The following is an 11,953-nucleotide window of genomic DNA, read 5'->3' on the forward strand; positions in this document are numbered from 1 at the left end:
AGTGTCACTCATTAAAATAAAAAATTAGACACATGAAAAAAGAGAATGCAGATTTAAAGCCGTCTTATAGTGTTCCTAATTTAGAAAGAGGATTGCTAATCATAGAATTATTGGCAACAAAAAAAAGGGGGTTGACCTTGTCTGAAATTATTCAAACTTTATCTATTTCAAAATCAAGTGCTTTTAGAATTGTAAATACATTAATATTTAAAAATTATTTACAAAAGAATGAGACAACAAAAAAAATCACTTTGTCTAGAAAGATGCTAACACTTGGAATTTCATCAATGAATGAACAAAGTTTAGTAGAAATGTCTATTGATGTAATGCGGGCAATGAGAGATGAATTAAAAGAGTCTGTAATGTTGGGTGTAATTTTAGGGGATAAAGGAACTATTTTAGAGCAAGTTTCTTCATCTTATCCTGTAAAATTATCTGTTGAATTAGGAACGCAGTTTTGGTTGCATAGTTCGGTTGGTGGTAAATCAATTTTGGCCTTTCTACCAAAAGAAGAATCAAATCAAATTTTAAAAGGTAAAAATTTAACCAAGTTTACGGAAAATACAATTGTTAGTAAAAAGGCTTTTATTGAGGAATTGAATAACGTTCGCGAATTAGGTTATGCAGTAGATAATGGAGAAGATATTCAGGGGATTCATTGTATTGGTGCTCCAGTTTTTAATGAATATGGTTATCCGGTAGCATCTGTTTGGATAACTGCGCCACATGGAAGGTTACCTCATGAAGAATTTGATGCAAAAGGAAAAGCGGTAGCAAAATATGCAATGGAGATTTCACATAAATTAGGTTATATAGATAACTAGTTTAAAATTATTGATATTGAACCATTTTGCTTAAAATGGTTCAAAAATTCAAAATAAAAAACTGTTTTTTTTGAATTTTTATCAAAATTATGCAATGTGAATTTGGAGAAGGGTTTTTTGAATTTTGAAATTTGTAGAGGTCTAATAGTCTTAAAGTTAGCCTTTATATTTTGACTTAAAATATTAAATGAGAGTTAGTTTTTTTAATAAAATAAATCGTATATTTGTTTCAAATAAGAAACAAGTTTACTATTTGAAACAAATAACATAAAATGAAAGCAACACAATACGAAGGGAATAAAACCTTCACAGTACTAGAAAAAGAAATTGAAGCTCCAGCAAAAGGAGAGGTTAGAATTAAAGTAGCATATGTTGGAGTTTGTGGTACGGATGTACACATTTACCATGGTATGATGGATAAGCGTGTTAAAATGCCAGAAACAATTGGTCATGAAATGTCTGGTATAATTGATGCCGTTGGAGAAGGTGTTTCTGAATATGCTGTTGGAGACAAAGTAGTGGTTCGTCCATTAGATGATCGTTTAGTAAAGCCTTCAGATAAAGGATTTAATCATATTTGTGAAGAGTTGAAGTTTGTTGGTATTGATAGTGAAGGTGCTATGCAACAATACTGGAATGTACCTGATTTTATTTTACATAAATTAAAAGCAGAAACAGATTTAAAATTAGCAGCATTAATTGAGCCTTTATCAGTAGCAACGCATGATGTGCGTAGAAGTGGACTTGTAAAAGGAGAAACAGCTGTAGTTTTAGGTGGTGGTCCAATAGGTCTATTAGTAGCTATGGTTGCTAAAGAAGTAGGAGCTCAAGTAATTGTTTCTGAAGTAAATCCTAAACGTGTTGCAAAAGCAAAAGAGTTAGGATTTGATGCAGTAAACCCAATGGATGTTGATTTAGTAGAATATGTAAAAAGTAAAACAGAAAACCGTAGAGCAGATGTGGTTTTTGAAGTTGCAGGAGTACAACCTACTTTAGATATTATGTGTGAAGTTGCAGGTATTCGTGGAAGAATATTAATGGTAGCTATTCATGGTGAGAAAAAACCAGTTGATTTATTTAAATTCTTTTGGAAAGAATTAAGTTTAATTGGAGCTCGTGTTTATGAAAAACAAGATTATGAAAAATCAATCAAATTAATCACAGCAAACGAATTACCATTTGAACAAATGATTACAGATGTACAGCCATTAACAAATATTCAACAAGTATTTGAAAACATCGATAAAAAACCTGATGGAATGAAAGTGTTAATGGATTGTAGCCTTTAATAATTTAATAAAAAATAAATAGAAGTGATTCCTAGCTAATGCAAAGAATCACTTCAATTAATAAAAAGTATAAAAATGAGTATTTTAGATAAATTCAGTTTAGAAGGAAAAACAGCATTAGTAACAGGTTGTAAAAGAGGTATTGGATTAGCAATGGCTGTTGGTTTAGCAGAAGCAGGAGCTAACATTATTGGTGTGTCAGCTTCTTTAGAAAAAGAAGGAAGTGAAGTTGAAAAAGCTGTAAAAGCAGTAGGTAAAAACTTTAGCGCTTACAAATGTGATTTTTCAGATAGAAAAGCATTGTATGCGTTTATTGCTGAAGTAAAAAAAGATCATCCACAAGTTGATATTTTGGTAAACAATGCAGGAACTATTTTAAGAGCTCCAGCTGCTGAACATCCAGATGAAATGTGGGATAAAGTAATTGAAGTAAATCAAAACGCTCAGTTTATTTTAACTAGAGAGTTTGGTAGAGATATGATTGCAAGAGGTTCTGGAAAAGTAATTTTCACAGCTTCATTATTAACTTTCCAAGGAGGAATTACAGTGCCAGGTTACGCAGCAAGTAAAGGAGCTATTGGTCAAATGACTATGGCTTTTGCTAACGAATGGGCAGGAAAAGGAGTAAATGTAAATGCAATTGCACCAGGTTATATTTCAACAGATAACACAGAAGCATTAAGAAACGATCCAGTAAGATCAGAATCTATTTTATCACGTATTCCAGCAGGACGTTGGGGTGACGCAGTAGATTTTGCAGGACCAACCGTATTTTTAGCATCAGAAGCTGCAGCTTATATGCACGGAGCAGTAGTGCTTGTTGATGGTGGATGGATGGGTAGATAATACCTAGTTTAAAAACTAAATTTAAAAGTTAGAAGGTGAAATCTCCTTCTAACTTTTTTCTCAATAAATATTCCAAATAATCTTACCTATAAAAGAAGTATACTTCTAGGCAACGGTTTATTTAGATGATTTTAACTTCTTGTTAAAAGATATTTTAAATGAAAGTTGACTTTTAGAAACTTCATTTTTGAATATTAAATAGATTATATAAAAGGAAAACTGCCATAATATTGGATTATTATAGAAAAAAGAAACCACTAAATTAAAATTAATAACATGTCAGAAATTAAAGATTATCAGTTATTTATTAATGGAGAATGGAGAACTTCAACTTCAGGAGAAACTATTGATATTATAAGTCCTTCAACAGAAGAAGTAGTAGCACGTGTGCAAAATGGTACTTCAGAAGAAGCATTAGAGGCATTACAAGCTGCTGAAAAAGCTCAAAAAGAGTGGAGAAAATTACCAGCTCGTTCTAGAGCAGATTTATTATATAAGTTAGCTAATGAAATTAAAGCTAATTCAGATTTTTTAGCTGAATTATTAGTTAAAGAGCAAGGAAAATTATTAAAAGTAGCAAAAGGAGAAGTTGCAGTTACAGCTTCTTTTATTGAATATGCTTGTGAAGGTGCTCGTAGAATTGAAGGAGATATTATTCCTTCTGACAATCCAAATGAACAAATTTGGATTCAAAAAATACCTCGTGGTGTTGTGGTGGCAATTACTGCTTGGAATTTCCCACTAGCATTAGCAGGTCGTAAATTAGGACCAGCTTTAATAGCCGGAAATACAATTGTAATTAAACCAACTTCTGAAACTCCTTTGGCAACTTTAGAGTTAGGGAACTTAGCAAACAAAGTAGGAATTCCTGCAGGTGTAATTAATATTTTAACAGGACCAGGAAGAGCAATGGGTAATGCATTGGTTGAAAGTCCAATTACTAAAATGGTAACTATGACTGGTTCTACTCCAGTTGGGCAACAAATTGCGCGTAACGCGGCAAATAACTTAACACATGTTCAATTAGAATTAGGAGGGAAAGCACCTTTTATTGTATTTGAAGATGCAGATATTGATGCAGCTGTAGATTCAGCATTGCATTCTCGTTTTGATAATTGTGGTCAGGTTTGTACATGTAATGAACGTATGTATGTACACGAAGATGTGTATGATGTGTTTATGGAAAAATTCATTGCTAAAACAAAAGCAATTAAAGTTGGTAACCCAATGTTAGATGAAACTGATATGGGACCAAAAGTGAATAAAACCGAATTAGAACATATGGAGCACTTAGTAAAAGTAAGTGTTGAAGAAGGAGCTACTGTTGCAACTGGAGGTAAAAGACCAGAAGGACCTGAATTTGAAAAAGGATATTGGTTTGAACCAACTGTTCTTACAAATGTAACTCAAGATATGACAATTGTTCATGAAGAATCATTCGGGCCTATTTTACCAGTATTAAAATTTAGTTCTTTTGATGAAGTAATTGGTTTTGCAAATGACTGTGAGTATGGTTTAGCTGCAATGGTATTTACTAACAATATGAATACTATTATGAAATGTAATGATGAGTTGGAATACGGTGAAATTTATGTAAATAGAGGGCACGGTGAACAACACCAAGGATTTCATAATGGATATAAATTATCTGGTTCAGGTGGTGAAGATGGAAAGTATGGTTTTGAACAATATATGGAAAAGAAAACTTTCTATATAAAACATAAAGCTTAATTAATTTTGGTAGAGGTGTTGGGTTACATTTTAAATTGTAGCTCAACATTCTTGTTTTTAAATAAATTATTATGACTACAAAAATTTCAAAAATACAAACCCGTTTATTTACGGTTCCTTTACCAGAGGTAATGTCTGATGCAAAGCATGGAGATCATTACCATTTTGAGTTGGTAACTGTTACCATAACTTTAGAAGACGGAAGTGAAGGTACTGGTTATACTTATACTGGAGGAAAAGGAGGTTTTGCAATTAAAGCAATGGTAGAACACGATTTTACAAATGTATTAATTGGTAAAGACGGAACTGATATTGAAGGAATCTATGATTTTTTAGAATGGCACGTACATTATGTAGGTCGTGGAGGAATTGCTTCATTTGCTATTTCTGCAGTAGATATTGCTTTATGGGATATTCGCTGTAAAAAACAAGGTTTACCTTTATGGAAAGTTGCCGGAGGAGCAAACAATACTTGTAAAGCATATTGTGGAGGTATTGATTTAATGTTTCCAATTGAAAAGTTGTTAAACAATATGAAAGGATACCTTGAAAAAGGTTTTAAAGCTGTTAAAATTAAAATTGGTCGTGAAAATTTACAAGAAGATTTAGATCGAATCAAAGCAGTGAGAGAATATATTGGGCCAGATGTTACCTTTATGGTAGATGCTAATTATTCTATGACTGTTGAAAAAGCAATTAAAGCAATTGAAGGCTTTAAGCAATACGATATTACTTGGTTTGAAGAGCCAATTATTCCGGATAACTATAAAGGTTTTGGAGAAATTGCTGAGAAAACAGGATTTCCTTTAGCAATGGGAGAAAACCTACATACAATTCATGAGTTTGAATATGCATTGGATCAAGCAAAATTATCTTTTGTTCAACCAGATGCTTCAAATTGTGGAGGTGTTACAGGATGGTTAGCTGCTGCAAAACTAGCTGCAAAACACAATATTCCAGCTTGTTCACACGGAATGCAAGAATTACATGTAAGTTTAGTTTCTTCTCAACCTAATTCAGGTTGGTTAGAAGTACATAGTTTCCCAATTGATGAATATACTACTAGACCATTAGTAGTTGAAAATTATAGAGCAGTTGCACCAGATTATCCAGGGGTAGGTGTAATATTTGACTGGGAAAAATTAAGTCCTTACGAAGAGAAATAAAATAAGAAGTTAACCAAATATACAATCTTATGAATATAAATAAATCAGATTTTGGAGCTTTAAAGGGCGAAAAAATTAATATATATACATTAAAAAATAATAATGGAGTAGAAGTGAAAGTTACTAATTACGGTGCTACTATTACTTCATTAATTGTTCCAAATTCAAAAGGAGAATTAGAAAATATAGTTTGTGGTTTTGATACTCTTGAAGGGTATTTTGGCAAAGACTATGTTGAAAATTCACCTTATTTTGGAAGTACCGTTGGGCGTTATTGTTCTCAAATAAAAGATGCAAAATTTACGTTGAATGGTAAAGAGTATCAATTAGCTAAAAACGCTGGAGATAATAATTTGCACGGTGGTAAAGTTGGTTTTGATAAAAGAATTTGGAACGCAGAAATAGTTGAATGTGAAGGTTATTCTTCAATAAAAATGTCTTTAACAAGTAAAGATTTGGAAGAAGGTTTTCCTGGAAATGTTGAAGTTACAGTACTGTTTAGTTTAACTGAAAACAACGAGTTAAGAATTGATTATAGTGCAACTCCAGATCAAGATACTCCATTGGCTATTACCAATCATTCGTATTTTAACCTAGATGCTTTTTCTGAAACTGTTGAAAATCACATTGCTCAAGTAAATACTTCAAAAAGACAAGCAATGGATGAAACTGGAGCAGGAACAGGTGAAATATTAAATGTAATAGGTAAAGCAGATGATTTAACCCAAGGGAAAAGAATTGGTGATGTGCAAGAAGCAATGGGAGATGGTTTTGAAAATTTTTATGTGTTTGATAATGCCGATTTTAAATTACAGGAAGTTGCAAAAATTAAATCTGTAAAATCAGGTAGATCTTTAACTGTATCTAGTACTGAGCCTTGTATGTTATTATATACGGGTAAATACACTTCTGATGCTATTAAGAGAGAAAGTGGGCAGCAATATGGAAAATATAAAGGTTTTTGTTGTGAAACACATCGCTACCAAAATGGACCAAATATTGCAAACTCTCCTAAAACTATTACAAAAGCAGGAGAAAAATTTAAAAGTACAACCATCTTTAAATTCGGATGGTAATTAAAATTTAACCAAATACTTAAAACTTTATAATTATGATTGAAGGAATTATTATAGCAATTGGTGCCGGACTAATGCTAGGGCTTTATGCATTGCCTGAAAAATTCACAAAAGATTTTAAATTTGAAAATACATGGGGGCTTTTCTTTATGTTAACAATGTTTTTAGTACCAATTATAGCATCTACATTTCTTATAAAAGATTTTAGTGGTGTATTTGCTGCTGTGCCAACTGATATTTTAGTTAAAATGGCAGGAGCAAGTGTTCTTTGGGGAATAGGAGTAATGATGTGGGGTAAAGCAATAAATCATATTGGTTTATCACTTGGTTTTTCTCTTTTTATAGGAACTGTAATATTAGTAGGTTCTGTTTTACCATTTGTTGTAGAAGGATTACCTGAAGGCAACGTATTTTTTACAATCTTAGGAGGTATTTTTGTTGTTTTATTAGGTGTTTTATTTAATGGGCAAGCAGGTTTCACTAGAGAGTTAGATGAGATTGCAGCAGGAAAAAATAAAAAGGAAAAAGGTTCAATGGTTACTGGGATTTCTATAGCAGTAGTTGGGGGTTTATTAGCTACTGGTTTTAGTTATGCAAATGCCGTTGGAAGACCATATATTCACGAAGCTTGTCAGGCTGCAGGAAATGCTGAATGGATTACAGCTGTAGGTGTTATGTTTCCAATTTTTATAAGTGGAGGTATTGTAATGGCAGCTTATTTTGCATATCAATTAACAACTAAAAAAGCTTGGGGAGATTTTAAAACTCCCAATTTTGCTAAAAACTTTTGGTTAATATTAATTATGGCGGTATTCCATTATGCAGCATCTGCTTTATTTGCTTTTGCAGCATTTAAATTAGGTGAAATAGGAAATACTGTTGGGTATGCTATTTTTAATACATCTTGTGTTGCTACTGCAATAGTAAGTGGAATTATTACTAAAGAATGGGTAGACGCATCAAGTAAAGCTAAGAATTATTTATATCTAAGTTTAGCTTGTATGATTTTTGGAATTGTAATAATCGCAGTAGGAAACGGAATAGCTTAAAAATATGAGAAAAATAATTTTAATTTTAGGTTTTTTCTTAATTTCATTATATGGAATTTCGCAGCCAAGTACAATAAGTAACCATAATAATAACAGCCAGTTAATAACTAGCTTAGATGGTTATAAGTGGAAAATGAAGATGATGCTTCCAGGAGAAGGTATTAAACATGGCTTGAATGAATTACCTCCGGGTGATATTGAAACCTTGGTTTGGAACCCAGCAAAAGTACCTGGAGATGTTTATACAGATTTATGGAAGGTAGGAGCTATTGAAGACCCTTACTTCGGAAGAAATAGTGTAAAAGCCCAATGGGTTATGCAATATGAATGGTGGTATTCAGTTCAATTTAAAGTAAATCAAGATTTGAGCGATAAAGTAGCTCGATTGGATTTTGAATCTGTAGATCACGAATGTGATATTTGGTTAAATGGTCATTTTATAGGAAGCCATAAAGGTTCTTTTTCTTCTTTTTCATTTGATGTAAATGATGCTATTCAAACTAATAAACATTGGTTAAAAGCAACTAATATGTTAGTGATAAGATTAGCTCCACCACCACAAGTGAATGCTAAAGTAGCAGGTTTAAAAACACCTTGGTTTGGTGATTATTGGAGAGATTTAATTCCTTTTGGTATTACAGGTTCAATAGATTTGGTTTTTACGGGTAAATCTAGAATATTAGATGTTTATGCTAAACCAAATGTTGTGAGTGAAAAAAAGGCTTCAGTAACATTTGAAATTGAAGTTGAAAATACTGAAAAAGTAGCTAAAGAAAAGAATATTACAATTTCCTTTAAAGGGAAGAATTTTAACGGCAAACAACAAACTGTAAGCTTTAAAAAATTATTACAACCAGGAAAACAAGTTGTAAAGAAAGAGATTGAAGTTGATAATCCTCAACTTTGGTGGCCTTGGGATTTAGGAAAACCAAACTTATATGAAGCTAAAGTTTCTTTGGATGATGGTAAAATAAATCAAGATTTTAAAGAGATTACATACGGTTTGCGTAAAGTTGAAATGGCTTGGAATCCAGGTTTTACAAAGGATGAAGTTTCTTTTCCTAGAACAACAATGATTAATGGAAAGAAAATATTTATCCGTTCTGCATGTTGGGGAGGTCCACCAGATATTTTTGTTGGAAGAACTTCAGAAGAAAAATATAGAAAGTTAATTGCATTGGCGAAAGAGGCTAATATGAATAACATTCGTATTTTTGGATGGCATCCACCTGAAATTCCACTTTTTTATAAGTTATGTAACGAGCAAGGAATTTCGGTTTGGCAAGATATTATTCCTTTAGGAACTGGAAATATTCCTAGAGATCCAGAGTTATTAGAACGTATTTATCAAGAAGGTGAGAATGTAATTAAAAACAGAAGAAACAATCCGTCTATAATTATGATGGAAGGTGGTGAAGAAATGTTGTTGAGAGCAAGTGATGCTCAATATGCAAACAACTTTTTAAAAACGTTGGGTAAAAGATATCAAGGTATGGTAGATTTACCTTATGTGCCAGATTCTCCATTAACATGTCACGTTTCTCAAGAAGCTGGTTATAAACCAAAAGAAGCAGTACACGCTTTAGCGTATTTTTATGGAATGGGTAAAAAGCCAATGGAAGATTGGTATAAATCTTTAGATTATCCAATTGTGCCAGAATTAGCTATTACATCTGTGCCTAATGTTGAAAGTTTGAAGAAATTTATTCCTGAAAATGAATTGTGGCCACCAGGACCAAGTTGGGGACACCATTGGGCGGATTTAGATAGATTAAGAATTCAAAATTTTGATGCTTTTGGAGATGAGAAAAAGGGATCGTTGCAAGAATTTGTAAACGCTACACAGGACGCTCAAGGGATCATTTTTCAATTATCAATAGAACATTTCAGAAGAAATAAACCAAGAACTAGTGGAGTTGCATTATGTCATTTTATTACCTATTGGCCAGATATGAAATGGGGGATGATTGATAATTATTTACAGCCAAAACGTTCTTTTGAATATGTGAAAACGGCATATCAACCAGTTTTGGTTAATTTAAACTTTGCAAAACGTAGATGGTTAAATTCTGAGACTTTTAAAGGGCAATTTTGGATTGTAAATGATTTTTATAAAAAATATAAAAATTGTAAAGTATCATATTCAATTTTAGATGATAATAATAAAGTGTTGAAAAAATCTTCTTTTGAAGTTAATAAAATTGAAGAAAATAGTTCTAAACAATTTTTTGAATTAGAAGCAAATGTTCTTAAAAACGTAGAGAAAAATTTCTATGTAAATATGGAACTCACTGATGAAAATGGAGCTATTTTATCTTCAAACGAGTATATGTTTTTAATTGGAAATAAAAAAGAGGCTGCAGAAAAATTCAAGAAAATGGGTGAACAAATTAGAGCTAGAAACGAAGTATATTCATACGGTAACTATTACCGATTTTTTGAGCAATATACAGGTGAAAGCACTAAGCCACTTGAAAGTAAAAGAGATACAATTAAAACAAGAGGATTTAAATAAAATAAAATGAAAAAACGATTATATCTATTGATTGCAATTTTTGGAATTAGCTTAATTTCGTGTAATTGTGATACAAATAAAGAGAAAACAATGGAAGAAAAAATTGTGGTAACAGACGAGCAACAAGATTATTTAGGAATTACAAATAAAGAACATTTAAGTGCTGCTTCAAAAAGAGCCTTAAAATGGCCAATGGATTTAGGAAATGATTGGTATTTTGAGTATAAAGTTGAAGACTTGAAAGGTGATTTAGCATACGAAGAAGGAGTTGTACGTAGAGATCCTAGTGCTATGATTATGCATGATGGTAAGTATTATATGTGGTATAGTAGAAGTACTGGTTTATCTCAAGGTTTTGGTGGTAATATAGCCGAAGATAAAGTTTTTCCTTGGGATAGATGTGATATCTGGTATGCAACTTCTAAAGATGGTATTACTTGGAAAGAAGAAGGTGTAGCTGTAGAAAGAGGTGAAAAAGGAGCTTATGATGATCGTTCTGTTTTTACTGTTGAAATTATGGTAAACGAAGGTGTTTATTATTTATGTTACCAAACAGTGAAAGATCCATATAATGTTCGTGTAAAAAATCAGGTTGGTTTAGCTTGGTCTAATTCACCAAACGGACCTTGGACAAAAAGTAAAGAGCCAATCTTAAGCCCTGCTAATAATGGTGTTTGGAAAGGTGAAGAACAAAACAGATTTCTTGTTGAGAAAAAAGGTGATTTTGATAGCCATAAAGTTCACGATCCTTGTATTATTCCTTTTAAAGGAAAATTCTATTTATACTATAAAGGAGAACAAATGGGTGAACAAGTTACTTTTGGTGGTCGTCAAATTAGACATGGTGTTGCCATTGCAGACAATCCAAAAGGACCATACGTAAAGTCTCCATTTAATCCTATTAGTAATAGTGGTCACGAGATTTGTGTTTGGCCTTACAACGGAGGAATTGCATCTTTAATTACAACTGATGGTCCAGAAAGAAACACAGTTCAATGGTCTCCAGACGGAATTAATTTTGAAATTATGGGAGCTGTAAAAGGTGCACCACATGCAATTGGTTTAAATAGAACTGCAGATAATGAAAAGAATCCAACAGAGATTTTAAGATGGGGTTTAACTCACGAATATAAATCTTGGGATTGGCAATATATTAGAAGATTCACTACTTGGAATGTGAAAAATCACACTGCTAAAGGTGAGGATGGAGAATAATTAATACTTTTATCTATTAATGAAAAAAAGCCAGTATCATATGATACTGGCTTTTTTTATTTCACTGTAATTGTTCGTGGTTTCCACCAATAATTAACAACGTTTTATATCTTTAAATTTTAACTTTACTAAATTCGCTTTGAATAAAAAAACACATGTAATCTGTAATTCTAAATGAACTGGTAACAAAAGGGGAAATCTCTCTCCTTTACTATATGTTATATTCTTCTTTTCTTTAAGTT

At 32.1% G+C, this 11,953-nt stretch carries 9 protein-coding genes; all 9 read left to right on the top strand.

The window, feature by feature from the left end:
• The first annotated feature begins 32 nt into the window (after positions 1 to 32).
• The 9 genes from DAD81_RS00205 (at position 33) to DAD81_RS00245 (ending at position 11,711) form a co-directional block, all read left to right on the top strand.
• Positions 33 to 824, top strand: coding sequence for an IclR family transcriptional regulator (locus DAD81_RS00205; RefSeq protein ID WP_111706211.1), 792 nt, complete (start codon positions 33 to 35; stop codon positions 822 to 824).
• Between the two features lie 272 nt (positions 825 to 1,096).
• Entirely contained in the window at positions 1,097 to 2,113 is a 1,017-nt protein-coding gene (locus DAD81_RS00210; protein ID WP_111706212.1) for a zinc-dependent alcohol dehydrogenase, read from the top strand.
• An 81-nt stretch (positions 2,114 to 2,194) separates the two neighbouring features.
• Entirely contained in the window at positions 2,195 to 2,959 is a 765-nt protein-coding gene (locus DAD81_RS00215; protein WP_179950014.1) for an SDR family NAD(P)-dependent oxidoreductase, read from the top strand.
• A gap of 276 nt (positions 2,960 to 3,235) precedes the next feature.
• Positions 3,236 to 4,690, top strand: coding sequence for an aldehyde dehydrogenase (aldA, locus tag DAD81_RS00220; RefSeq protein WP_111706214.1), 1,455 nt, complete (start codon positions 3,236 to 3,238; stop codon positions 4,688 to 4,690).
• 71 nt (positions 4,691 to 4,761) lie between these two features.
• Entirely contained in the window at positions 4,762 to 5,856 is a 1,095-nt protein-coding gene (locus tag DAD81_RS00225) for a mandelate racemase/muconate lactonizing enzyme family protein (RefSeq protein WP_111706215.1), read from the top strand.
• A gap of 29 nt (positions 5,857 to 5,885) precedes the next feature.
• Positions 5,886 to 6,932, top strand: a complete 1,047-nt coding sequence (locus DAD81_RS00230; RefSeq protein ID WP_111706216.1) for an aldose epimerase family protein — start codon at positions 5,886 to 5,888, stop codon at positions 6,930 to 6,932.
• Positions 6,933 to 6,967: 35 nt separating this feature from the next.
• Positions 6,968 to 7,981 carry an L-rhamnose/proton symporter RhaT gene (locus DAD81_RS00235; protein ID WP_111706217.1) on the top strand — a complete coding sequence of 338 codons (1,014 nt, stop codon included), beginning with the start codon at positions 6,968 to 6,970 and terminating at the stop codon, positions 7,979 to 7,981.
• Positions 7,982 to 7,985: 4 nt separating this feature from the next.
• A complete protein-coding gene (locus DAD81_RS00240) occupies positions 7,986 to 10,496 on the top strand; it encodes a glycoside hydrolase family 2 protein (RefSeq protein ID WP_111706218.1) in 2,511 nt (836 codons plus the stop codon).
• Positions 10,497 to 10,502: 6 nt separating this feature from the next.
• The gene (locus tag DAD81_RS00245; RefSeq protein ID WP_111706219.1) at positions 10,503 to 11,711 is read left to right on the top strand and encodes a glycoside hydrolase family 117 protein; all 1,209 of its coding nucleotides are present in this window, start codon (positions 10,503 to 10,505) and stop codon (positions 11,709 to 11,711) included.
• Positions 11,712 to 11,953 lie beyond the last annotated feature (242 nt).

The organism is Lutibacter citreus (assembly GCF_003260195.1).
GTDB lineage: Bacteria > Bacteroidota > Bacteroidia > Flavobacteriales > Flavobacteriaceae > Lutibacter > Lutibacter citreus.

What these genes read in the sequence shown, in the direction of transcription:
- DAD81_RS00205 (WP_111706211.1), top strand. Translation starts at nt 33, where the DNA reads ATGAAAAAAGAGAATGCAGATTTAAAGCCGTCTTATAGTGTTCCTAAT.
- DAD81_RS00210 (WP_111706212.1), top strand. Translation starts at nt 1,097, where the DNA reads ATGAAAGCAACACAATACGAAGGGAATAAAACCTTCACAGTACTAGAA.
- aldA (WP_111706214.1), top strand. Translation starts at nt 3,236, where the DNA reads ATGTCAGAAATTAAAGATTATCAGTTATTTATTAATGGAGAATGGAGA.
- DAD81_RS00225 (WP_111706215.1), top strand. Translation starts at nt 4,762, where the DNA reads ATGACTACAAAAATTTCAAAAATACAAACCCGTTTATTTACGGTTCCT.
- DAD81_RS00230 (WP_111706216.1), top strand. Translation starts at nt 5,886, where the DNA reads ATGAATATAAATAAATCAGATTTTGGAGCTTTAAAGGGCGAAAAAATT.
- DAD81_RS00235 (WP_111706217.1), top strand. Translation starts at nt 6,968, where the DNA reads ATGATTGAAGGAATTATTATAGCAATTGGTGCCGGACTAATGCTAGGG.
- DAD81_RS00240 (WP_111706218.1), top strand. Translation starts at nt 7,986, where the DNA reads ATGAGAAAAATAATTTTAATTTTAGGTTTTTTCTTAATTTCATTATAT.
- DAD81_RS00245 (WP_111706219.1), top strand. Translation starts at nt 10,503, where the DNA reads ATGAAAAAACGATTATATCTATTGATTGCAATTTTTGGAATTAGCTTA.